Raw genomic sequence first — 24,666 nt, forward strand, 5'->3', positions numbered from 1 at the left:
GACCTGTCAGGTTTTAGAAACCTTACAGGTCTAAATCTTGGCACTAAAAAAGTTAATATTCTGTATACCTTCTGGTTACAGCATTATAGCCATATTTAGCCTTAGTATAAACCGTTTCGTTTACCACAACATACCCTTCGGGGTGTCCTTGCTTTAGAATTTCCTCACTGGTTTGTACAAACTTGCCCAAGGCGCCATCAATCCAAACTTTATCGAAACAAACTTTAGTACCCTGCTTTACAATAATGACACGTTTGTAGGTTTTAGCAAGTTCTGTTCTATCTATAGAAATAGAAACTAACTTTATAATTGGATTTTGCATAGCTATCTCTATACCTTGTAATCCCTTTTTTTCTAAGTTGGTTATACCTCTAACCGCTGGCCTTTTTACTACAATAGGTTTGTCTTTCGAAATACTAATTTCATAAAAGTCTGAATACGAATAACACAAAGCATTTGTTAAATTTAGCTGGTTTTCGGCGACTTTAGTTCTGTAAAAAACTCGAGTACTTGTTGGTACTATTTTGTAGGTCTCATTTTGAGCTCCAGGAATATCATCCCAATTAATACCATCTTCACTCTTTTGCCACTGGTAAAAATGATTTGAAAAAACAGCATAGTCTGGCTTAACCTTTAAAGTGGTTGAAAATGGCAAATAACCTCTATTCACAGAGATATGGCTTTCATTATTTTTATCTTCAATAACTACAGTATCACCACACGGTTTAAAGGCAATATCATCTAATGCTAAATCGTTTCCGCAGCCACCTTTTCCATTATTTCTGATTTTTAAAATAACCGATGTTTCTTCCGGCCTAGTTTGAAAGACCAGTGCAAATTGCCTCCAAGTGGGCTTATTACCTCCGTATATTGATCCTGTACTTCCGCTAGCTAGCAATCTTTTATTCGATTTGTTCCATATTTCAAAGGTAACATCAATGGGGATACCTCGACCACAGGCTTTTGTATACTCTCTGGTTAAATTAACCATCCATGACGAAAATTCATAAGATGTATTTTCGCAAAGTCCAGAAACAGGTACCCTAAAAAACTCACCGGGTTTGTAACCCGCATTGACTATAAGCATTCTTCCATTTACATCACCGGGAGTATGGTCTTTAAGTTTATACCAATTAAAATGCTTGTGTGTATTTGAAACCACGTAACAGCCATCTTTTGGTCTGTTCTTTGTAAACTTGTATGTGGTAGTTCCAAAGGGTAATTTTACATTACCTACGCCGCTGCCAAAATCTTCTTCAAAAATAGGATCGCCCGTATTCCCTTTACAAAAACCTAATTGAGCTTCTGCACTTAAAAGACCTAAAAAAAACAGCAAAGCTGTGATTGTTTTTGTAGTTTTTGATAAAACTAATTGCATGAATTTTATATTGATTGATGAAAGTTTATTTGTATGTAATTTTTATCAACATTTTGTTACACGTTTTGTACCGTTAATTTTGAAAAAGCCCATATATTAAACTCATAAACTTATCTTAAAATACATCCAAACACCTATTTTAGTGAGTACATACCTTAGATGAACGATATAATTGGCTACATAAAAAAAAGAAAACTTAGGTTCTCAATATTAACCATACTATTATTAGGCTATTGCTTTTGTTTACCAAAACAGCTGTTTAACGACCCTACCTCGACCGTAATTACAAGTTCAAACAATGAACTTATAGGAGCTAAAATTGCTCCAGATGGACAATGGCGATTTCCGCATAACGATAGCATTCCAAAAAAGTTCAAAACCTGTATCATTCAGTTTGAAGACGAATACTTTTATAAGCACCCTGGTTTTAACCCTATTTCTATTTTTAAAGCCATAAAGAAAAACATGTCTTCGGGTACCGTAAAACGTGGTGGAAGTACCATTACACAACAAGTCATTCGCTTATCCAGAAAAGGAAAACCCAGAACGTATTTCGAAAAACTTAAAGAACTTATTTTGGCTACACGATTAGAACTTCGCGATTCTAAAGACGATATTCTGGCTTATTATTCAAGTAATGCACCTTTTGGCGGAAATGTAGTTGGGCTAGACGCTGCCTCCTGGCGTTACTTTAATAGAAGTGCAAACAATTTATCATGGGCAGAAAGTGCGACTCTAGCAGTTTTACCCAATGCACCAAGCTTGATTTACCCCGGAAAAAATGAAATTCATTTAAGAAACAAACGTAACAGACTGCTTAAAAAACTTCTTAAAAACACGATAATTGATTCCTTGACGTACAATTTGTCTATTGCCGAAAACCTTCCAAAAAAACCTTATCCACTTCCTCAAATAGCACCGCATTTATTACAAAAACTGTCCAAATCGCATCGAGGGCAATCCCTAACAACCACCATTGATGCCACTTTGCAAAGACAAGTTAACAACATTGTAAAACAACATCATTCAATTTCAAGTCAGAACGAAATACACAATGCTGCAGTCCTCGTTTTAGATGTAAAAACAAGGCAGGTCTTAACTTACGTAGGCAATACACCAACTAGCAACAAACACCAAAAAGATGTAGATATCATTGATAAACCAAGAAGTACCGGTAGTATATTAAAACCTTTTTTATACGCCGCCATGTTAGATACCGGAGATAAGCTACCCAACACTTTGGTAGCCGATGTGCCAACACAATTTGGCAGCTACAATCCAGAGAATTTCAATAAAACTTATGATGGCGCCGTGCCTGCCAGTAAAGCCTTATCGCGTTCTTTAAATGTACCATCGGTTAGGATGTTGCAAGACTTTGGGTTAGATAGATTTCATCATTATCTCAAGGCCTTGAGATTAAAAGACCTCAAATACAATGCTAATCATTACGGCTTATCCTTGATTTTAGGCGGTGCCGAAAGCAACCTATGGGACTTGTGTAAAAGTTATGCAGCGATGGCATCTACCGTAAATCATTTCTCTGAAACATCTAGTGCATATTACTCCAAAGAATTTTGCGAACCTACTTTATTGACTTCTGAAAACGTTGACTTCGGAAAAATACAACCTGAAAAAACCTTATTTGATGCCGCCTCCATATACCTCACTTTTGAAAGTCTCAAAAAAGTAAACAGACCTGAAGGTGATGAAAATTGGGAGTTTTTTGACGGTTCCAAACAAATTGCCTGGAAAACCGGTACCAGTTTTGGCTTTAGGGATGCTTGGGCAATTGGTGCAACCAAAGATTTTGTAGTTGGAGTTTGGGTTGGTAATGCTGATGGTGAAGGCAGACCGGGGTTAGTAGGTGTTCAAACAGCTGCACCAATCCTCTTCGAGGTCTTCGATTTGTTACCAAAAAGCGAATGGTTTGCCAAACCTTTTGACGAAATGCATGAAGCAACCATATGCAAACAAAGTGGCCATAGAGCTTCACAACATTGTGATGATACCGAAGCAACTTTTGTTCAGTTAAGCGGATTAAAAACAAGACCTTGCCCATATCATAGGCTTATTCATGTCGATAAAACCGAAACTTACCAAGTCAATACGTCTTGCGAAGATGTTAGTAATATAAAACATAAATCGTGGTTTGTACTGCCACCACTTATGGCGCATTACTACCAAAATAAAAATCCGTTTTATAAACCGCTCCCCAAGTTTAGAACAGACTGTTTAGGTGAACAAGCCATTTCTATGGAATTTATTTACCCTAGGGAAAATAACAGCATCTTTTTACCAAAAGATTTTGATGGCAACACCAATGAAATGATTTTAAAAATGGCCCATTCAAAACCCGAAAGCACATTGTTTTGGTATTTAAACAACATATTTATTGGGAGTACCAAAGACATTCACGAAATCGCTGTTTTACCTAAACAAGGCAAACATACACTCACTGTTGTAGATGAATTTGGTAATGAAGCCAAGCAGTTTTTCGAGGTAAGTAAATAATTATTTTTCAGTTTTTTTGAACCTATCAAAAAATGAAGTGTATCTAAAGATATAATCAATAACAAAGCATATGAAAACATTATCATCAAAATCATTAAACGTTCTAGTTATCGTATTAGCATTTTCTCTTGTGTCATTTACAAGCAAGGAAAAACAAACCATTAAAGGTTGGTTCTTAGCTGGTAGTAGTCCTGAATCCTATGAAATAGGAGTCGTTCACGATTCTGAAAGGAATAGTAAAATAGCCTTTTTAAAATCAAAAGATTCTAAAATAAAAGGTTTCGGTACTATTATGCAGAGCTTTGAACCAAAAAAATTTTTAGGAAAAAAAGTTAAGTTAACAGCATATATAAAATCTAAAGACATAAAAGATTGGGCAGGTATGTGGATGCGAATAGACGGCCCCAACAAAAAATCACTTGGCTTTGACAATATGCAAAATAGACCCATTAAAGGAACTACATCTTGGACTAAATATGAGATTGTACTTAAAGTACCTAAAGAGGCCGTTAATTTAGCTTACGGAGTCCTAACTTCGAAGACAGGAGAAATTTATATTGATAGTTTTAAGTTTGAAATAGTTGATGAAAGCGTTAAAAACACTGGACACCAAGGTAGCGTAAAATTGACCGAACCAACCAACACCGACTTTGAGGAATCTTTTTAAATTTAAAAGAAACTAATTGGATTTTAAATTTAGGACCTCTTGTAAATACAAGTCAGATGAAGAACTAATGGTTCTAATCGCTAGAGGTAAAGAAAAAGCTTTTAACGAAATTTATCAACGTTATTCAAAAAAGCTTTTTCTTTTTTTCTACCGAAAGCTATATCAGGATAAGGATTATGCTGAAGATTTTTTACAAAACTTATTCTTAAAAATTATAGAAAAGGCTCATCTTTTCGATACAGAGAAGAGCTTTTCTTCTTGGATTTATAGTATTGCTTACAATATGTGCAAAAATGAATATAGAAAAAATGGAAGCACTAAAGAAATAAGTTTAAACATTGAAGAATTAAAACATAACCTTACTTTTCCTAGTAATTTGAGCGATAAAACCGATTTAACTCTGTTCAAAAAGAAACTTGACATCGAACTTAATAAATTAGATGAAAAACATAACTTAACATTCACACTAAGACACTTAGATAATTTATCTATCAAAGAAATAAGCGAAGTCATGGATTGTTCTGAAGGCACCGTAAAGTCGAGATTATTTTATACTACAAAAAAACTATCTGAAAAATTGAAAAACTTTAAAGCTATAAAGATTTAATATTATGGATTCTACTGTCGAAAAATTAGTATTACTAAAAGATTTTTCAAAACTATCGTTAAAAGAAAAACAACTCGTGTTATCCCAAATAACAGAAACCGAATACAATGACATTAGGTCACTTTTAACAAAATCTAAACAAGTCTACAAAAAAGACTTAGAGCTATTACAGGTTAACAGTGATATAGAGAATAAGCTCTTAATTGCTTTTAAGCAAAAACATGAACAACATAACACGCAAAAGGGTTATGCTTCGTTATGGAACAATCACAAAAAGATTTTAAGACCAGTTTTTTCAATAGCGGCAACTATAGTTTTAGCAACATTTATCATAAAGAATAAACAAAAAGAAGAATTTGAAGTCGATCACGTATCACTTTACTTGAACGAAAAAAAAGAACTTTTAAAAGTTAACCTAGACCATTCTTCCGATTTAATAGACAGTAATAAGTACAACAAAGACTCTATCTTAGAAATGAATAATTATTTACGCATAAATACCAATGGTTTATATACTAATTGATTTATCCTTAGAAATAAACACGAATTTTTGAAGCAACCTCAATCAAAAAATCGCATCTTGTAAAGAAAATAAATATGCGAATTCTAACACTACTTTTTTGTTTAGTACTTGTGCAATCTTGTAAGAATGATGATGATATTATTTGCCACGGTGACCCTATCCCCCTTAATATCATGTTTATTAATTTAACCGATAGCAACGGAAACAACTTAATTGAAAATGGCACTTTTATTAAAGACGATATAAAGACATCGTTTAATGGCTTTTACAATACAAGTCCTTTTTTTGAAAATGAACCGGGGTTACAAAACCTCATAGCAATTACTGTTGTTGGAAACCCAGGTGATAATACCTACGAAATAGAGCTATCTAATTCTATAACTGATACACTTATATTAAATTTAACTGAGGAAATTTTTGGTGAAGCACCATGCATATCTTCTAGGTTTAATGTGAATACAGCAAACTATAATGGTTTCGATGAAAATTTTGAACTAGTGGACGATTGGGGCTATCGATTAACTATTGTTAAAGACCTATAAACAAAGCACCCGCAAATAATTACGGGTGCTTTCTAATTCCTATCCATTCTAACAATCTTTGGCGTAAAAGTTCCAACGACTTCAACCAGTTCAGATTGATTGGCCATGACTTTATGAATATTTTTATATGCCATAGGCGCTTCATCTTTTCCGCCACCAATTAAAGTAACACCAAAGTCTTTTAGAACTTTATTAATCTCACTTTGGGTTAACTGTTCCTTAGCTTTTCTTCTGGAAAGCAATCTGCCCGCACCATGAGATGCCGAGTTCAACGAAGCTTCAAACCCCTTGCCACGAACAATAAAACCGGGAGCGGTCATAGAACCTGGAATGATTCCGAGCACACCTTTTTGAGCTGGTGTAGCTCCTTTTCTATGTACTATCAATTCCTCACCGTTTACTTGCTCCTTCCAAGCAAAATTATGATGGTTTTCTACCATAGCCAATGGTCGTTTTCCAAGAGCTTTTGCAAGCCTTCGGTGGATATCATGATGGCAAGCCGACGCATAATCGCCTGCCAAATTCATTGCCAACCAATATTCCTGACCATCATGCGTATTCAAATCTAACCATGCTAAATGTTTTGCTTCATTAGGTAATGGTGTTTGTTGCATCGCCAATTTGGTATAGTGTTTTGCAATATTAGCACCCAATCCGCGTGAGCCGCTATGTGATAAGACCCCTACGTATTCACCAACCGGAATATTGAATTCGTTATGTTCATCCTGAATTTTAATAATACCAAATTCCACAAAATGATTACCACCTCCAGAACTTCCCAATTGTTTATAAGCCTTGTCTTTTAGTTTTTTAACCATCGGAATGTTCCTAAATTCTTCACGTTCAAAAATGGGGTTGTCCACGTGCTGCTTATGTGTTTCATAACTTCCAAATTTAGTGTGGTCCTGTAGCATTTGTACATATTTGTCTTTGCTTCCGGTTAAGTAAGAAGGTGCTATATCGTAAATAGACAAGCACATTCTACAACCAATATCTACACCAACTCCATAAGGGATAACAGCATTATCGGTTGCTAGCACACCACCAATAGGCAAACCGTAGCCGTGATGCCCATCTGGCATCAAAGCGCCGGCTTTCGCTATTGGAAGTTTTAAAGCTGTAAATAATTGATGCTTCGCTTCATCTTGAATGTTGTTTTCTCCAAAAATGGTAAATGGCGCTCGCGTATTATTCAGTTTATGTGCTTCTACTTTAACAGGTTGGACTAGGGCTTCGGCAATCTTTCCAAAAACCCCATCATTTAAATATTTCTCAGGATTTTTTAAAACGGTTTTTAATCGCTGAAGCACTTTGTCCTTTCGCTCTCTCTTAAAATTGGTGAGCATACTATTTACTGCAATACCTATAACTTTTCCTTGAGGATACCCTATCGCTATAAGGTCTTTTCCTCTTAATTTAAGTTTTGCCATTTTTCTTCTAATACTTTTAAATTAATTTTCAAACTATCATCAGGCCAGTTAACTTGGTAACTGGCCTTTAGGATAGAATCTATTTTAGGAGTTTCAAGCTCCCATTCATGCCATGCCTGAGGGCTAACAGAATAATTATTGGACTGAGATTTATAGGATCTAGTTACCACGAATAGTATGTAGAATATCCAAAAAATCAGTTTAATAATCCAAACGATATTTGCATCCCAATTATAATTGTTCATCTGCTCGCGTTCAGCCAACCTTTGATAAACGACTGGCTCGTATGGTTCTTGTACTTGAGCAACATGAGCAACCGTTTGCGAATACCGTTTTACTGATTCATTATTAACCCAACTATCAATCAAAGTCAAGGCTTTGCTGCAAGGCTCTTCATTGTACTTTGCTTTAGCCTGAACAATGTGTCTGTCTGGTAAGCCAATTTCAAGTGTTGCCAAACGCTCTGCTGGCTGCCCCATAACCTCTTTTTGCAAAGAGAATATAGCACTTTGCTTGTTAAAACAATCGTCATCATAGTCTGCAACACAGTGTTTCATGGCTTCACCTTCTTCATACAACTCATAAGAGTTTTTCAACTCAATGGTTTTGTAAACTACTTTACAACCGTTAAGTTCTTCCTCTATAAAAAGAGGCGGGATTCCAGAAGCCTCCCATTGCAATACATTACCGTTTTCAAAATGCTTTTTTCTATGCCATTCATTGGCTTGGTTAAGCAACGCATTGAACGTTCTACCTTTCATAGAAAAAGATTGGTCTTCATAATACTTCACCGCCAAGTATTCTTGGATATGATTTATCTCATTACTTTCCAAACATTCTACTTTTGCAAAAAACTGAACTACAGAACTCCAAAACACTTCATGGTTTTCGTTTGTATTAGCCAAATCTGAATGGGCAATCACTTTTGCCGCTGCTTCTTTAGCCCCAAAACCAACAGCTTGAGCATAACGTATAGCCTGATTTACATAAAAATATGGGGGTGCACTTCTAAAAACGTGCGCCATTTTATGGGTAAACGTTACGGGAAACTGAGACAAACTCAATACACTAGCACCTTTACCCAATTGAACGTACCATAACATATGCAAATTATTAAATCCATAGAATGTGTTCTCCAAAAATTTTGGAGCTTCATACTTAGCAAAACAGTGCGTAATTAAGCTACTTATTTGCTCCGTTGGATCTAACCTTTTGTTTTCCCATGCCTCTACAGGTCTTACTAATTTGTTACCAAACGAACTTATATTATGCAATACCTTCACATAATTATAGTTTCTCAAAACAGCATAGCATTTATCACTGTGTGCTTGTAGCAATAGTGCTCTAAACGTTTTTCTTTTCCAAGTGTATTTCTTTTTACTGGTTTTAGAAAAGAATTCTCGAAGCATAGATTCTACTGTGCCTTTGTAGCGTTGTGGTTTATTCTCTTCGTTGTACACTTGTTCTACCAAGGCTACATAAGTGCTATGTTTTGTGTTTTCGCTTTTTGTATTCCATATAGTTTTCATTTTAAAGTTCTTTACAAGATTAATGTCTACGTAAAGCCACTTAACGGTTCTCTTTGATTACCGTAATTGAATTGATATTTAATCATTTTGTTTTTGGCTTCTTCAGATTAAAAAAAAAGCCCAGTTCTAATTAAAGAACCGGACTTTTCTAAGCATAAACATCCTCCTTTCTACAAAGGGATGTTCGGTTCAAATTCTTTTAATATTCTATTTGTAACTAGGATAATTCCTGTGTGATATAATGATTTCATTGTTTTATTTTTAGACATAAAAAAACCCGAGTTTTATGGACTCGGGCTCTGTTATATTTGTTAATACTTGTTTTATCGTCTATAGATACAATTAACAAAACCCAAATCTAACCATAGCAAATTTGCTAGGTCATTGATTCTATATGTCGATTTTGTAAATTGCATGTTATTCGTTTTAAATTTTATTTTACAGGTTGCAAATATATTGCCAGAATTTTATTAATTCCAAATAAAAATTGAAATCAGGGTTTATTTAAAGTCGTTCTAAGAATAGCATGATCAGATTTCCAGGTACTTATTTTTTCTGTTTTAAGTATCTCTAAATCTCTAGAAACCCAGATATGATCTAGAGAAAGCAGAGGAATGTTCCAAAACCAAGTCTCTCTAAACCCATTACCTTTTTCGTTAAATGCATGATTGAAATTTTGTTTTATTGGCTTTAGGTATTTTGACTCGAAGGGCATATTAAAATCTCCCATTAAAACTGCGTTGTTGTAATCTGTAAGTGCTTCTTCTATTACATCAACACCCCATTTACGAGGCACATCTATACTCCCTGCTATATCAACCGCATAAAAATCCAATCCAAAAGTCTCGAAATGAATTACATAAGAACTAAAATTTCTAAGCGTTGTATTCCTAATAATTATTTTATCCTTAGAAAAAATCCCAATTTCCTTTGATGGGTGTTTATAAAAATGATAGCTTGGATATTTTGCTTTTACCTCTTCTAGATTGTTTCCTTTATATTCAACTAAAACTATAACATCTGGGACACTTTCTGTTTCCTCAAAAACATCTTTGAACCCTTTTTCATGTGAAGTATTCCAAAAAACTACCTCTAAATCATGTTCGCCTCCATCTTTGGTAAAATTAACTTTAAAACTTCTACTTAACCATACCGCCAGAAGAATAGCAGATAATAGTAAGTTGAACTTTCTAAACCTTTTACTCAGAAAAATTGAGAGCACTAAAATAATCGAAATAATTACCGGTAAAGGAAAGGTATAATACAATAAAGAGGATTGAAATGTATGCTCTTTAACAACAAAATGAATTGCTATTAAGCCAATTATAATGACTGCATTAACAATACTAAAAACTAAACGGAAAACTTTTGGCATTATCTCAACGGAAAACCTTTTGCAGCCCACCAAGGATGCATTTCTATCTCTAATCTTCCGGCTTTAACTGCAGGATCAGCGTTTGCTAAACTATCGGCCATTTTAAGGGTTGGCACATTGTAAATAGTCACGCCCTTAATGGTACTTTTATCATCAAAAGGCCCCGAAATATCGGCATAACCCAAATCATACATCTTACCTAAATGCTCCAAATGCCCTTTTTGGATAAGAGCAGCTTCTTCTTCGTTTTGGGTTCTTATAGCGCCTTCTTTGAGAAAGGCTATAAAATATTTTTGCATTATTACAGTGTCCTTCAAATTTTCATCATAGTAGCTTTCGGCAGCAAAACCTTGCTCTTTTAATTCTGCCAATAATGCTTTTGTACTTTTCTTTTCGGGTTCTTTTATAATTTCAACCGGTACCGAATCTATTACTTCTTCAGCAATTGTATCAACTGTACTTGGAAGATTATCTTGGTTCTCTTTCTTGCATGAAACTAGTAAGATTGCAACAAATAGTACTAATAGTTGTGTTCTCATTTTTATATTTTTTACCAATCACAGTAAGGCTTCTTACTCAATTGGGAGTTGTAATATTTTATGTCTCCAGTTACTTCTTCACCCAACCACGATGGTTTATCAAAAACCTCATCTACAGAATTAAGCTCTACCTCGGCAATTACCAAACCTTCATTACTACCAAAAAACTGGTCTATCTCAAAAGTATGGTTTTTTACGGGCACCTCATAACGCATTTTATCAATAACCCCTGATTCGCAGATATTTAACAAACTTTTAGCGTCTTCATCGGTAATTTCGGTTTCCCATTCAAAACGTTTTAAACCGTCATCGGTCGATTTTCCTTTTACAGTTAAAAAACCTGTATCGCCTTTAAGTCTTACCCTAACTGTTCGCTCCTCATGGGTATTTAAAAACCCCTGAATGATTCTTGTTTTCTTATTGGCTTCTGCTTTATAAGCATCAGATTTTACTAAAAATTTACGTTCTATTTCTATCATACTCTATAAAATTCCAAAAAATTCAATTTCTAAATTCCAAAATAAAAACTGGTTAAATATTGCCTTTGGCTTTTGGAATTTAAGTTTTTGTTATTCAAAATTAGTATAATTTTGTTCTTATGTCTATTGATTTACCAATACGAAAAATTATTCATGTGGATATGGATGCTTTTTATGCTTCCGTAGAACAAATGGACAACCCGAAATTAAAAGGAAAACCTATTGCGGTTGGCGGCGGTGGAAAACGTGGCGTGGTTAGTGCCGCCAGTTACGAGGCAAGAAAATTTGGTGTTAAGAGTGCTATGGCTGGCAACTTGGCCCAAAAGTTATGCCCCGAAATTATTTTTGTACGCCCCAATTTTGAACGCTACTCAGAAATCTCAAAAAGAATAAGAGCCATTTTTTTTGATTATACAGATTTGGTAGAACCGTTATCTCTGGACGAAGCCTATCTTGATGTTACCAAAAACAAAAAAGGGAACCCTAGCGCTTCATTGATTGCCAAAGAGATTAGAGATCGTATTTTGAATGAGGTTGGGCTTACAGCCTCTGCAGGTATCTCAATCAATAAATTTATTGCTAAAATAGCTAGCGATTACAACAAACCTAATGGGCAAAAAACTGTGAATCCAGAAGAAGTTCTAGAATTTTTAGAACAATTGGACATTAGAAAATTCTACGGCGTGGGAAAGGTAACTGCCGAAAAAATGTACCAGAAAGGTATTTTTACTGGACTGGATTTAAAACAAAAATCGTTAGAGTATTTAGATAAGAACTTTGGAAAATCAGGCCGCTATTACTATTACGTCGTAAGAGGTATTCATAATAGTGAAGTAAAACCACATCGCATTAGAAAATCGTTAGCAGCTGAACGCACCTTTAGCGAAAATCTATCCAGTGAAGTATTTATGCTTGAAAAACTAGAACATATTGCACAAGAAGTTTCTAAACGATTAAACAAAAGCAAGGTGGCCGGTAAAACAGTGACCTTAAAAATTAAATACAGTGACTTTACGCTACAAACGCGAAGTAAAACATTGCCTTATTTTATTAATGATAAAGCTATAATTTTAGAAACTGCCAAAGACTTGTTATATCAAGAAAAACTGAATAATTCGGTGAGATTATTAGGAATTTCGCTGTCCAATTTAAATACAGAAAAAAAGAAAAAACCAGTTGAAAAAGAAGCAATAAGTGTACAGTTGAAATTTGAGTTTTAATATTTACTACCTTTAGGTGTATGATAAATAAAGTCATCATATCTTTCAGAATCCTTCTTTTAGCTATTACTTTCTTCTGTTTTTTCCCATCATCTATTTTTTCCCAAGAACAAACGATTAAAGATTCCCAGAGACCTATTGACGACATGGTCTCGAAAATAAAAACACATGTTGACCCTGAATTTGTTTATGAATATGCCCAAACAAAATTTGTTCCACCAAATGGAAAAACACTACTTATCATGGGGCAAACGGTTGAAAGTATTACTGAATATCAGAATCATTTTTCTAATGAAAAAGCACCTGGTGGGTGGTCTGCTTATTGGGCGATAACAGAATTTAAAGGTGTTACAGAAAGACATAAAAATGACACCGGCAGCTCTCAAAACCACCAAATGTTGGTTGACAAATTTCCAAATACGGTAATACAAAGTGCTATGTGGATGGTTGGTAAATGGGGTATTACTGAAAATGCCACTTTGGGTTATTATGATAAGGTCATTGAAAAGTATGCTGCTTGGGCAAAATCTCTAAACCGACCGATATATCTAAGAATAGGTTACGAATTTGATGGACCTCATAACGAATTAGAACCTAAACAATACAAAAGAATATACAAGCGTATTGTGGATATATTAAGAAATAAAGGTGTAAATAACATTGCTTTTGTATGGCATTCTTATGCTTCTAAACCATTTAAAGATTACAAATTGTCTGATTGGTATCCTGGGGATGAATATGTAGATTGGGTGGCTATATCTGTTTTCGGGCATGCCTACAATTCGCACTTTGGTTCTTATTGCGATAGGGTTTTAGAATTTGCCAAGCAACATAAAAAACCGGTTATGATTGCAGAATCTAACCCTGTAAATGGTATTGAGAAAAGTAACCTCAACGTTTGGGATGACTGGTTTGTTAATTACTTCAGCTTCATCTACAACAAGAATATTAAAGCGGTTAGTTTTATAAATGAAAATTGGCAAAACCTCAATATTCCTGGGATTCAAGAGTGGCAAGATGCTCGACTCCAGAATAATGAAAAAATATCTGAAGCATGGTTTATGGAAACCGATAAAGACTATTACTTAAAGCAGTCTCCTCAACTATTTGAATTATTAGGCTACAAAGAATAGATTAATTTATTTTGTAAAAATAGCCATGGAAATATTCCAGAATGATGAGAATACCACAACCTAAACTCAAACAAAGGGGATTTGAAATCTATAGTTTTAACTTTCGCTTGAAAATAAAAAAAAGCGTTTCCAAAAATACTTGAAAACGCTTTAGTGATATATCTCTTTTCGTTTTTAGAAACTACAACTTGTTATTTCTGTAACTCTTAAAGTATTTACCATACCCTTTTCTTGAATAGGCATAGCCGCTAAACTTACTAACATATCTCCTGCCTCTACAAAACCTTTTTCGCAGGCAATTTTGTTCACATCTTCGATAGTTTCATCGGTGCTTACAAAACGCTCATAATGAAATGTTTGAACTCCCCAAAGCAAACTTAAACGTGTTAAAATACGCTTGTTGGAAGTAAATACCAAAATATGACACGATGGTCTCCAAGCAGATATCTGGAATGCTGTATAACCACTATTAGTAAGAGTAGAAATAGCTTTGGCATCGATTTCATTTGCCATGTTCGCTGCATGATAACATATGGATTTTGTGATGTAACGATTGGTACGTATATGAGGTGGTAATTGAGGTACTTTAATTAGTTTAGAATCTTCAACACTAGTTAAAATACTGGCCATCTGTCTTATAACTTGTACAGGATAATTACCAACCGAAGTTTCTCCAGATAACATAACTGCATCTGCACCATCCATAACCGAGTTTGCAACGTCGTTAACCTCTGCTCTGGTAGGCGTTAAACTGGAAATCATAGTTTCCATCATTTGAGTTGCAATAATTACCGGAATTCTGGCTTTTTTAGCTCGTAATACCAATTGCTTTTGAATTAACGGTACGTCTGCTGCAGGAATTTCCACTCCCAAATCACCACGCGCTACCATAATCCCATCACAATGAGTTACGATTTTATCAATGTTCTCTATAGCCTCAGGTTTTTCAATCTTAGCTACAATAGGAATTTTATAATCGCTGTGCTTATTAATTAAATCTCGTAATTGCATTAAATCTTCGGCATGACGCACAAAAGACAACGCTATCCAATCTACATTTTGAGAAATAGCAAACTCAGCATCTTTAATATCCTTTTCTGTAAGTGCAGGCTGAGAAATGTTGGTATTTGGTAGGTTTACCCCTTTTTTAGATTTAAGAGGCCCACCTTGAATTACCTTTGCTACAACTTCACTTTTCTGATCCGTAGAAACAACCTCAAAAATTAATTTACCGTCATCTAAAAGAATGCGCTCTCCAGGTTTAGCATCTTGAGGAAATCTGTCGTAGGTCATGTAAACACGTTCTTTGGTACCTTCAAAACGTTCTCCTGTGGCAAAAATGATTTCGTCACCAGGATTAACAACTACTTCTTCCTTCATTACTCCGACACGAAGTTTTGGCCCTTGTAAATCTGCTAATATTGCGGCAGTATAACCGTACTCTTCATTGAGCTCTCTAATCATTTCAATACGTTCGGTTACATCGGTATAATCGGCATGGGAAAAATTTATTCTGAAAACATTAACGCCTTCTTCAAGCATTCCTTTAAGTACTTCCTTGGTGCTTGTCGCAGGTCCTAATGTCGCTACTATTTTAGTTTTCTTTGTTAATGGCATTAGCTAAAAAATTAAATGGTCCTTAAATTTTAATTGATCGGGTTGAATACTGTAAGCAGTGGCTACTTGAGGTATTTTTAATATACTATTCAGAATGTACTTTTCTTTAGTGAAATTAAAGTCGCTATTTATCTTTATAAAATAATTAACGGTTTTGCGTTCTGGTATTAGGTAATCGGTCCTTGTTATTTTTTCTTGAACATTGAATAAAGAACCTTGATTAGCTTGTCTGTAATATTCTGTTTTGCAGATATTAGAGACCAAATTCCAAATAGTTTGTTGTCTGCAATCTTCCCATTCGTATATGGAATAGAACGATTTTGAGTTTGGAAAATCTAAATCTTTAGATTTTCTGGTAAGTGTTATGCCTAAAAACTTGTTTAAAAGAAATGCTAACCTATAGTCTTCAAGATTGCAGTGAACTGCAACTAAAGTAAATAGGTCTTCATCAATAGCATCTAAAACGAGTTTATGAACTGCCATACCCTAATTTTAGGCGTAAATATAATATTTAAAATGCTGAATAGTAAAGGGTTTTAACTAATCTTGAGGATAAAGCTAACTAAAACGTTATAGTTTATATGGTTTGAATCACAAAAAACAGGAATCCCTAAAAGGAGTAAAATAGTGAAGGCTACTTATTACCAACGGTATACTGCATACCTGGCACGATATTATAACATCTTTGATATCTTGTTTTGAAAAACAAAAAAAGCACGTTTAGACGCTTTTTCCTCGGCTTTTTTCTTTGAAGTGGCTCTGGCTTTTGAAACTATTTTATTGTCTATGGAAAGTTTAACCGAAAAATGTCTTACCTCGTCATTTCCAGTATCTTCGTAAACATTATAGCCAAAAGTTTTCTTTTCTTTTTGGCACCACTCAATGAGCAAACTCTTATAACTTATTACCTTTCCTTCAAGTTTTTCTATATCAACATAAGGAATAATAACACGTTTAAAAATAAACTTTTCACAGTATTTATAACCTCTATCTAAAAAAATGGCGCCAACAAGTGCCTCGAATAAATTACCGTGAATATTATCACCAAACTGCCCTGCCGGAATTTTACTCTTTACTAAATCGATAAGCTTGAGTTCCTTGCCTAGTTCGTTTAAATGTTCCCTACTTACTACTTTAGATCGCATTTTGGTAAGATAACCTTCATCGCCACTGGGCACCTCTTGATATAGGTGTGATGCAATAACGGCACTTAACATAGCATCGCCCAAAAATTCTAATCGCTCGTAGTTTATAGCATTACCTAAATCGTCCTTAAGGTTCATAGAACGATGCGTAAAAGCCGTTTTAAAATAAATGACATCTAAAGGTTTGAATCCAAGAATTTTAGTTAATTCCATAAAAAAATTCCCGTTACGTTTAAAACGGGAATTTAGTATGTTACGAATGTTTTTCATTCGGGATTCTGTCTATATTTTCTTGAATAATACACAAGCGTTATGTCCGCCAAATCCAAATGTATTACTCATTGCTACGTTTACTTCGCGTTTTTGAGCCTTGTTTAAAGTTAAATTTAATTCTGGATCAATATTCTCATCAACCGTAGTGTGATTGATGGTAGGAGGCACAATTCCGTGTTCAATTGCTAAAATACTAGCAATAGCTTCAATGGCCCCAGCAGCACCTAATAGATGCCCTGTCATTGATTTTGTAGAATTAATATTTATGTTTTTTGCATGACCGCCAAACACCTTAGATATAGCTTTAAGTTCTGCTACATCTCCTAATGGTGTAGATGTTCCATGTGTATTAATATGGTCTACATCTTCGGGGTTAAGCCCTGCATTCTCTAAACAATTCTTCATTACCTCAACAACACCAATTCCTTCTGGGTGAGGTGCCGTCATGTGATAAGCATCAGAAGATAATCCACCTCCTGCTACCTCAGCATAAATCTTAGCCCCTCTAGCCTTAGCATGTTCATACTCCTCTAAAATTAAAGCGCCAGCACCTTCACCTAAAACAAAACCATCTCTAGTTCCGTCGAAAGGTCTTGAAGCTGATTCTGGACTTTCATTTCTTGTGGACAATGCATGCATGGCGTTAAAACCACCCATTCCAGCAATAGTCACTGCAGCTTCACTTCCTCCAGTAACAACTACATCGGTATACCCCAAACGTATAGAGTTTAGAGCATCGAACATAGCGTTTGCTGAAGACGCACAAGCAGAAACTGTTGTATAGTTAGGTCCCATAAAACCATGTTTTATGGAAATGTTTGCCGGTGCAATATCGGCAATCATTTTAGGAATAAAGAAAGGGTTAAATCTTGGTGTGCCATCACCTCCAGCATAGTTTAAAACTTCTTGCTGAAACGTTTCTAAACCACCAATACCAGCTCCCCATATAACACCAACACGCAACTTGTTTACCTCGTCTAGATTAAGGTTGGCATCCGCAATTGCTTCGTCTGCAGCCACCATGGCATACTGAGCAAACTTATCCATTTTACGGGCCTCCTTTCTGTCAAGGAAATCTGTTGGGTTAAAGTTCTTAATTTCGCAAGCGAATTTAGTCTTGAACTTTTCGGTATCATAATATGTTATAGGCGCAGCACCGCTTTTACCATTAATTAGACCATCCCAATATTCATCTTTGGTATTGCCTATAGGTGTTAAAGCCCCTAAGCCTGTGACTACAACTCTCTTTATATCCATAAAGTAATGTGCTTATTTTGCAGCTTCTATATAAGATATAGCTTGACCAACTGTTGCAATGTTTTCAGCTTGATCGTCTGGTATTTGAATATCGAATTCTTTTTCGAATTCCATAATTAGTTCTACAGTATCCAATGAGTCCGCTCCTAAATCGTTAGTGAAGCTAGCTTCTGCAACTACTTCATTTTCATCTACTCCTAATTTGTCTACGATAATCGCTTTTACTCTTGATGCAATGTCTGACATAATCTTTTAATTTTAATTTTTAATTCAGTTGGCAAAAATAAAAAACTTTATTTTAAAACACATCATTACTAGAAAAATGTGTTTGTAATTTACTAAAATAACTTTTAAGTATTTTATTTTTACCTCCTAATTGTTAATAATTATTCTTTTTTTTGTTCGAACAATCTTATCATTACAGTCTGTAATATGAAACGCGTAGTAATTTTTGCGTCCGGAAGTGGATCTAATGCTGAAAATCTAATAAGTTTTTTTCAAAACAGCGATAATGTATCTGTTATTCAAATACTTACTAACAATCCTCATGCCAAAGTTTTAGATCGCGCAAAACGGCTTAAAGTAAGTGCATTATCATTTAATAGAGTAGCATTTACCAAGACCAATGATGTTTTGAATATCTTAAAAACTACTAATCCAGACATTATCATATTAGCTGGGTTTTTATGGAAATTCCCAGAGCATATTTTAGATGAATTCCCTAATAAAGTGATTAATGTACACCCTGCTTTACTTCCAAAGTTTGGAGGAAAAGGCATGTATGGCATGCATGTACACAGGGCTGTGGTTGAAAATAAGGAAACCGAAACGGGTATTACCATACATTATGTAAATGAAAATTACGATGAAGGCGCAACCATATTTCAGGCAAAATGTGACGTATTACCGACTGATACCGCCGAGGACGTAGCTGCTAAAATTCATGAATTGGAAATGGAACATTTTCCAAAGGTGGTTAAAAAACTATTGGATAATGATTAATTAAATACTCAATAACGAGATCCTGAAACAAGTTCAGGATGACAAAAATGAGTAAAAAGAAAAAGAAATATTACACTGTTTGGAAAGGGCACAAAACCGGGGTCTTCGAGTCTTGGGAGGATTGTAAAGCCATGATTAAAAATTTTCAAGGTGCCCAATATAAATCGTTTTCAACTTTTGAGGCTGCAAAAAAAGCATTAAAGGAGAACTATAAGGACTATATAGGTAAAACTGCAACATTTAAAAGTGAGCTTACCCAAGAACAACTAAAAAAAATAGGGCAACCTAACTATAAATCCATTTCGGTTGATGCTGCCGTAAGTGGCAACCCTGGTAAAATGGAATACCGTGGTGTTGATACCAAAACAAAAAAACAATTGTTCATTCAAGGGCCTTTTGAGGAAGGTACCAATAACATAGGTGAGTTTTTAGCCATTGTACACGGCTTGGCATTTTTGAAAAAGCATAACAGTAATCTTATTATGTATACTGACTCCAGAACTGCTATAAGTTGGGTTAAAAAGAAAAAATGCAATACCAAACTAGAACGTACCGTTAAAAACAAACCGCTTTTCGAGTTAGTTGATAGAGCCGAAAACTGGTTAAAAACAAACACTTACAACACCGTAATTGTAAAATGGGAAACTAAGGCCTGGGGTGAAATTCCAGCCGATTTTGGACGAAAATAACTCATTTTAAAGCCTACGCTTACAGTCTAAAAAATATTCTTGAATACCTACTTAAAAGACTTATATTTGCACAGAATCATCAATCCTTTTTATGGGTAAATTAGTTATTGTAGGTACTATAGCTTTTGATGCTATTGAAACGCCTTTCGGGAAAACCGATAAAATCCTAGGGGGAGCAGCTACATTTATAAGTCTGGCTGCCTCACATTTCAATGTAAACGCTACAGCAGTTTCAATTGTTGGAGGCGACTTTCCTCAAGAATACTTAGATCTCTTAACAGAACGAAATATAGATTTGTCTGGAGTAGAAATAGTAAAAGATGGTAAAACATTCTTTTGGAGCGGTCGCTACCATAACGACATGAACTCCAGAGACACTTTAGTTACAGAACTAAACACACTCGCCGATTTTAATCCTGTTGTCCCTGAAGACTACAGAGATGCCAACGTTGTTATGTTAGGTAACTTACATCCTATAGTTCAAGCTGGTGTATTAGATCAAATGACAGAAAAACCAGGTTTAGTTGTTTTAGATACAATGAATTTCTGGATGGATACCGCTCTAGAGGATTTGCACAACGTTATAAAACGTGTAGACGTAATTACTATAAATGACGAAGAAGCAAGACAACTTACTGGTGAATACTCTTTGGTAGTTGCTGCTAGAAAGATTCAGGATATGGGCCCAAAATACGTGGTCATAAAAAAAGGAGAACATGGCGCGTTGCTGTTTAACGATGACAATGTGTTTTATGCGCCAGCGCTTCCGTTAGAAGAAGTATTCGACCCAACTGGCGCTGGAGATACCTTCGCTGGAGGGTTTGCCGGTTATTTAGCGAAGACGAACGACATATCATTCGAAAACATGAAGAATGCAATTATTTACGGATCCACATTGGCTTCTTTCTGTGTTGAAAAATTTGGAACAGAACGCATGGTAAATTTATCGAGCGAAGAAGTACATAAACGATTACTGCAGTTTAAACAACTAACGCAGTTTGAAATAGAATTAGAATAAACCGACGCGCTCAAATTTGGGCGCGTTTTTATTTAAAAATAAAACTCCAAAATGATGTCATTTTGGAATCAATAATTTGTCATTCCTGCGAAAGCAGGAAACTAAAACTAGAAATATCTAGATAAGCTATTTTATTATTTCCGTACGTCTAACTAAAGACTGTTAGAGGCGAAAAAAAATTAAATATGAGTGATATCTTAAAACATGAATGTGGTATAGCTGTAATTAGACTGTTAAAACCACTGGAATACTACAAAGAAAAATACGGTAGTGCATTTTATGGGGTTAATAAAATGTACCTCATGATGGAAAAACAACATAACCGCGGCCAAGACGGTGCCGGTTTTGCAAGTATTAAATTAGATACAAAACCAGGAGAGCGATACATAAGTAGGGTGCGTTCTATTCAACAACAGCCTATTCAAGATATTTTTGGTCAAATTAATGACAGAATTAACTCTTCGTTTAAAGAAAACCCAGAATATGTTGATGATGTTGCGGCTCAAAAAAAGAATATCCCTTACATAGGCGAGGTCCTTTTGGGTCATGTTCGCTACGGTACATTTGGTAAAAATAGTGTAGAAAGTGTACATCCTTTTTTAAGACAAAACAACTGGATGCACCGTAACCTCATCATGGCAGGAAACTTTAACATGACTAATGTTAAGGAGTTATTCGGAAACCTCATAGAGTTAGGTCAGCACCCTAAAGAGTATACAGATACGATTACGGTGATGGAGAAAATTGGTCACTTTTTAGATGACGCCGTAAGCAAAATATATAAAGACTTGAAACGCGAGGGGTACAATAAACGTGAAGCTTCTCCATTAATTGCAGAACGATTAAAGCTTTCTAAATTACTAAAACGTGCCGCTAAAAACTGGGATGGCGGTTATGCTATGGCCGGACTTATAGGTCATGGCGACATGTTTGTATTGAGAGACCCTGCTGGTATTCGCCCAGCCTACTATTACCAAGATGATGAAGTGGTAGTGGTGGCTTCAGAGCGCCCTGTAATTCAAACCGTATTTAACGTGCCTTTTGAGTCGGTACACGAACTACCTCCAGGAAATGCCATCATCGCCAAAAAATCTGGTGCGGTAAAAATAAAACAGATTTTAGAACCTTTAGAAAGGAAAGCATGTTCATTTGAGCGCATATACTTCTCTCGCGGAAGTGATGCCGAAATTTATCAGGAACGAAAAACACTAGGTAAATTGTTAATGCCAAAAGTAATGGAGGCCATTAATAATGATACAAAAAATACGGTATTCTCATACATACCAAATACTGCAGAAACATCGTTTTATGGTATGGTTGAAACTGCTGAAAATGAACTAAACAAAACTAAAACCAAAACCATACTTAACGGACAACGCAATATCTCTGCCGAAAAGGTTACCGAAATTCTTTCTGAAAGAATTAGAACAGAAAAAATTGCTATTAAAGATGTTAAACTGAGAACATTTATTACTGAAGATAGCAGTAGAGATGATTTAGTTGCTCACGTATACGATATTACCTATGGTGTTGTAAAACCCGATGATAATCTTGTTATTATTGATGATAGTATTGTAAGAGGTACTACTTTAAAGAAAAGTATTTTAAAAATGCTTGATCGATTAAGTCCAAAGAAGATTATAGTAGTGTCTTCAGCACCTCAAATACGTTATCCAGATTGTTATGGTATAGACATGGCTAACCTAGAAAGCCTTGTTGCTTTTAGAGCTGCTTTAGCTTTACATAAAGACAATAATACTTATGATACTATAGAAACTGTTTACAAAAAGTGTAAAGCTCAAATTAATTTAGCCGATAAAGAGGTAAAAAACTTTGTAAAGGAAATTTACGATCCATTTACAGACAAACAGATATCAAACAAAATTGCTGAGTTACTTAGTGATGAGACCATAAAAGCTGAAGTAAAAATTATTTTCCAACCTGTAGAGAATTTACATAAAGCATGTCCGAAAAATTTAGGAGATTGGTATTTTACAGGAAACTATCCTACCGTTGGAGGAAATAGGGTTGTGAATAAGGCATTCATCAATTTTTATGAAGGTAATAAAGAACGGGCCTATTAATTACGAAATTCATAACGTTTTTTACGGTTAATCCGCAAACATTGCGTTTTGTCCGATAAATATGTATTTTATCTAATAAATAAGTTGGTTAACTAAAATACATCTAATTTAGACTCACCATAACATAAGTAGGTTAAGTTCATGGTAGATTTGGGGCAAAAAAAGGTGAACTCTCGTTCGCCTTTTTTTATACACTTTTGTGAACCAAAAACACTTTTCTCTTCAAAATAAGTGTTTACTTTCTCTTTTTATATTTTCTACTTTCTAAATAAAACTGTTAAGCCAATTTATAGGTAGTTCAGCCAAAAAAATTCTTAAGTCCTTTTAACGAACATACATTTGGAGGACCATAACATAAGTAGGTTAAGTTTATGGTAGATTTGGGGCAAAAAAGGTGAACTCTCGTTCACCTTTTTTATTTTCTATACTTTACAAAGAATTTATTGAAATCAACTTTCCACTGGTGTAGTTCACTGATTTCATTTTGACTTTAAGATAAAAGCCGAAATTCTGTATTTTGATTCTCGTTTTCAAGGAATGACAATCCTGGCTATCTGGAGGTAAGCAGGCAGGTTCAAAGGAAACCAGTTGCAAGCATACTAGGAATTCTTTTCGATTAACCGCATTTTTTTGCCATAGCTCTATTAAGCCAATTTATAGGCAGTTCAGCCAAAAAATTTCACCAGTTCTCATAACAAATATACATTTGAAGAACCATAACATAAGTAGGTTAAGTTTATGGTAGATTTGGGGCAAAAAGGTGAGCGTTCTAGCTCACCTTTTTCATTTTTAATTCCCATGAAAATGGAATTCTCTTCTCTTATTTTTAAATTAAAAGTTTGCAAACCTAAGTGCTTAGTGCAAGTATTCTTAAGTTGAATACATTATAAGAATATTTAATCACAACAGGGATTGAAAGCATGAGCCCTTGTGGTAACCTGTCTACTTTCGTTAATGTTTGCAGGCTGTATAAAAAAATCGCTTAGGAAAACTCCTAAACGATTCTTTATAACACTTAAAATTGTAATCGATTATTTTGCCTCAGCGTAACGTCTTTCTACCTCGTTCCAGTTAATTACATTGAAGAACGCACTAATGTAATCAGGACGTCTATTTTGGTAGTTTAAGTAGTAAGCATGCTCCCATACATCTAATCCTAAAATCGGTGTTCCTCCACAACCAACTTCTGGCATTAATGGATTATCTTGATTTGGAGTAGAGCAAATTTCTAACTTACCGCCTTCATGAACACATAACCATGCCCAACCAGACCCAAAACGTGTTGCAGCAGCTTTACTAAAAGCAGCAATAAAATCATCTTTAGAACCAAATTCTGCTTCTATAGCATCTTTTAACTCTCCAGACAAATACCCTCTGTCTTCAGGGTTCATTACAGTCCAGAATAAAGAGTGGTTGTAAAAACCACCTCCATTGTTTCGTACTGCGCCATTACTCAAATCTAAATTTGTAAGGATATCTTCGATAGATTGTCCTTCTAAATCGGTTCCAGCTATAGCGTTGTTTAAGTTATTTGTATATCCAGCATGATGTTTAGAATGGTGGATCTCCATTGTACGAGCGTCCATATGTGGTTCTAACGCATCATAAGCATACCCTAATTCAGGTAATTCAAAAGCCATAATTTCTT

The 24,666-nt window shown here is 35.0% G+C and carries 23 protein-coding genes; 11 read left to right on the forward strand and 12 right to left on the reverse strand.

Going from position 1 to position 24,666, the window contains the following annotated elements:
• Nucleotides 1-52: 52 nt before the first annotated feature.
• Nucleotides 53-1,378 (reverse strand): hypothetical protein, encoded by a 1,326-nt coding sequence (locus M0214_RS05340; protein ID WP_248724438.1) that lies wholly within the window; start codon nt 1,376-1,378, stop codon nt 53-55.
• A 159-nt stretch (nt 1,379-1,537) separates the two neighbouring features.
• On the opposite strand from M0214_RS05340, the gene pbpC reads away from it, so the two are divergent.
• From pbpC to M0214_RS05365, 5 genes are all read left to right on the forward strand, one after another.
• On the forward strand, nt 1,538-3,889 hold the full coding sequence (gene pbpC / locus M0214_RS05345; RefSeq protein WP_248724439.1) for a penicillin-binding protein 1C: 2,352 nt from the start codon (nt 1,538-1,540) through the stop codon (nt 3,887-3,889).
• 70 nt (nt 3,890-3,959) lie between these two features.
• Nucleotides 3,960-4,556 carry a hypothetical protein gene (locus M0214_RS05350; RefSeq protein ID WP_248724440.1) on the forward strand — a complete coding sequence of 199 codons (597 nt, stop codon included), beginning with the start codon at nt 3,960-3,962 and terminating at the stop codon, nt 4,554-4,556.
• Between the two features lie 16 nt (nt 4,557-4,572).
• Complete coding sequence (locus M0214_RS05355; protein WP_248724441.1) at nt 4,573-5,163, forward strand: RNA polymerase sigma factor; 591 nt, start codon at nt 4,573-4,575, stop codon at nt 5,161-5,163.
• A 4-nt stretch (nt 5,164-5,167) separates the two neighbouring features.
• The gene (locus M0214_RS05360; RefSeq protein ID WP_248724442.1) at nt 5,168-5,686 is read left to right on the forward strand and encodes a hypothetical protein; all 519 of its coding nucleotides are present in this window, start codon (nt 5,168-5,170) and stop codon (nt 5,684-5,686) included.
• Nucleotides 5,687-5,760: 74 nt separating this feature from the next.
• Nucleotides 5,761-6,228: a hypothetical protein gene (locus tag M0214_RS05365; RefSeq protein ID WP_248724443.1), complete on the forward strand. Its 468-nt coding sequence runs from the start codon at nt 5,761-5,763 to the stop codon at nt 6,226-6,228.
• A 32-nt stretch (nt 6,229-6,260) separates the two neighbouring features.
• Here the strand turns inward: M0214_RS05365 and M0214_RS05370 are convergent, their stop codons facing one another.
• The 5 genes from M0214_RS05370 to M0214_RS05390 form a co-directional block, all read right to left on the reverse strand.
• On the reverse strand, nt 6,261-7,658 hold the full coding sequence (locus M0214_RS05370) for an RtcB family protein (protein WP_248724444.1): 1,398 nt from the start codon (nt 7,656-7,658) through the stop codon (nt 6,261-6,263).
• Nucleotides 7,640-9,187, reverse strand: a complete 1,548-nt coding sequence (locus M0214_RS05375) for a PcfJ domain-containing protein (protein WP_248724445.1) — start codon at nt 9,185-9,187, stop codon at nt 7,640-7,642. Before M0214_RS05375 ends, M0214_RS05370 begins: the two co-directional genes overlap by 19 nt.
• 493 nt (nt 9,188-9,680) lie before the next feature.
• Nucleotides 9,681-10,562 carry an endonuclease/exonuclease/phosphatase family protein gene (locus M0214_RS05380; protein WP_248724446.1) on the reverse strand — a complete coding sequence of 294 codons (882 nt, stop codon included), beginning with the start codon at nt 10,560-10,562 and terminating at the stop codon, nt 9,681-9,683.
• Nucleotides 10,562-11,101 (reverse strand): YciI family protein, encoded by a 540-nt coding sequence (locus tag M0214_RS05385; RefSeq protein WP_248724447.1) that lies wholly within the window; start codon nt 11,099-11,101, stop codon nt 10,562-10,564. Before M0214_RS05385 ends, M0214_RS05380 begins: the two co-directional genes overlap by 1 nt.
• Nucleotides 11,102-11,112: 11 nt before the next feature.
• Nucleotides 11,113-11,580, reverse strand: a complete 468-nt coding sequence (locus tag M0214_RS05390; RefSeq protein ID WP_248724448.1) for a CYTH domain-containing protein — start codon at nt 11,578-11,580, stop codon at nt 11,113-11,115.
• Nucleotides 11,581-11,699: 119 nt separating this feature from the next.
• Between M0214_RS05390 and dinB the strand changes: the two genes are divergently transcribed.
• Both dinB and M0214_RS05400 read left to right on the forward strand, forming a co-directional pair.
• A complete protein-coding gene (gene dinB / locus M0214_RS05395) occupies nt 11,700-12,800 on the forward strand; it encodes a DNA polymerase IV (RefSeq protein WP_248724449.1) in 1,101 nt (366 codons plus the stop codon).
• Between the two features lie 20 nt (nt 12,801-12,820).
• Nucleotides 12,821-13,933: a glycoside hydrolase family 26 protein gene (locus M0214_RS05400; protein ID WP_248724450.1), complete on the forward strand. Its 1,113-nt coding sequence runs from the start codon at nt 12,821-12,823 to the stop codon at nt 13,931-13,933.
• A 174-nt stretch (nt 13,934-14,107) separates the two neighbouring features.
• On the opposite strand, the gene pyk is transcribed toward M0214_RS05400, so the two are convergent.
• From pyk to M0214_RS05425, 5 genes are all read right to left on the reverse strand, one after another.
• Nucleotides 14,108-15,550, reverse strand: coding sequence for a pyruvate kinase (gene pyk / locus M0214_RS05405; RefSeq protein WP_248724451.1), 1,443 nt, complete (start codon nt 15,548-15,550; stop codon nt 14,108-14,110).
• Nucleotides 15,551-15,553: 3 nt separating this feature from the next.
• Nucleotides 15,554-16,033, reverse strand: a complete 480-nt coding sequence (locus M0214_RS05410; protein WP_248724452.1) for an IPExxxVDY family protein — start codon at nt 16,031-16,033, stop codon at nt 15,554-15,556.
• Nucleotides 16,034-16,224: 191 nt separating this feature from the next.
• Nucleotides 16,225-16,965 (reverse strand): ribonuclease III, encoded by a 741-nt coding sequence (gene rnc, locus M0214_RS05415; RefSeq protein ID WP_248724453.1) that lies wholly within the window; start codon nt 16,963-16,965, stop codon nt 16,225-16,227.
• Nucleotides 16,966-16,977: 12 nt separating this feature from the next.
• Entirely contained in the window at nt 16,978-18,225 is a 1,248-nt protein-coding gene (fabF, locus tag M0214_RS05420) for a beta-ketoacyl-ACP synthase II (RefSeq protein WP_248724454.1), read from the reverse strand.
• 12 nt (nt 18,226-18,237) lie between these two features.
• The gene (locus tag M0214_RS05425) at nt 18,238-18,471 is read right to left on the reverse strand and encodes an acyl carrier protein (protein ID WP_076698750.1); all 234 of its coding nucleotides are present in this window, start codon (nt 18,469-18,471) and stop codon (nt 18,238-18,240) included.
• A gap of 186 nt (nt 18,472-18,657) precedes the next feature.
• On the opposite strand from M0214_RS05425, the gene M0214_RS05430 reads away from it, so the two are divergent.
• The 4 genes from M0214_RS05430 to M0214_RS05445 all read left to right on the forward strand — a co-directional run bounded on the left by M0214_RS05430 (nt 18,658) and on the right by M0214_RS05445 (nt 23,018).
• Nucleotides 18,658-19,227 carry a phosphoribosylglycinamide formyltransferase gene (locus tag M0214_RS05430; RefSeq protein ID WP_248724455.1) on the forward strand — a complete coding sequence of 190 codons (570 nt, stop codon included), beginning with the start codon at nt 18,658-18,660 and terminating at the stop codon, nt 19,225-19,227.
• 47 nt (nt 19,228-19,274) lie between these two features.
• A complete protein-coding gene (locus tag M0214_RS05435; protein WP_248724456.1) occupies nt 19,275-19,916 on the forward strand; it encodes a viroplasmin family protein in 642 nt (213 codons plus the stop codon).
• A 91-nt stretch (nt 19,917-20,007) separates the two neighbouring features.
• Complete coding sequence (locus M0214_RS05440; protein WP_248724457.1) at nt 20,008-20,934, forward strand: PfkB family carbohydrate kinase; 927 nt, start codon at nt 20,008-20,010, stop codon at nt 20,932-20,934.
• A 185-nt stretch (nt 20,935-21,119) separates the two neighbouring features.
• Nucleotides 21,120-23,018 (forward strand): amidophosphoribosyltransferase, encoded by a 1,899-nt coding sequence (locus M0214_RS05445; RefSeq protein WP_248724458.1) that lies wholly within the window; start codon nt 21,120-21,122, stop codon nt 23,016-23,018.
• Nucleotides 23,019-24,049: 1,031 nt separating this feature from the next.
• Here M0214_RS05445 and M0214_RS05450 read toward each other — a convergent pair.
• Complete coding sequence (locus tag M0214_RS05450) at nt 24,050-24,658, reverse strand: superoxide dismutase (RefSeq protein WP_248724459.1); 609 nt, start codon at nt 24,656-24,658, stop codon at nt 24,050-24,052.
• Between the last annotated feature and the right edge of the window lie 8 nt (nt 24,659-24,666).

The sequence above is a fragment of the Seonamhaeicola sp. ML3 genome, assembly GCF_023273855.1.
Classification (GTDB): domain Bacteria; phylum Bacteroidota; class Bacteroidia; order Flavobacteriales; family Flavobacteriaceae; genus Seonamhaeicola.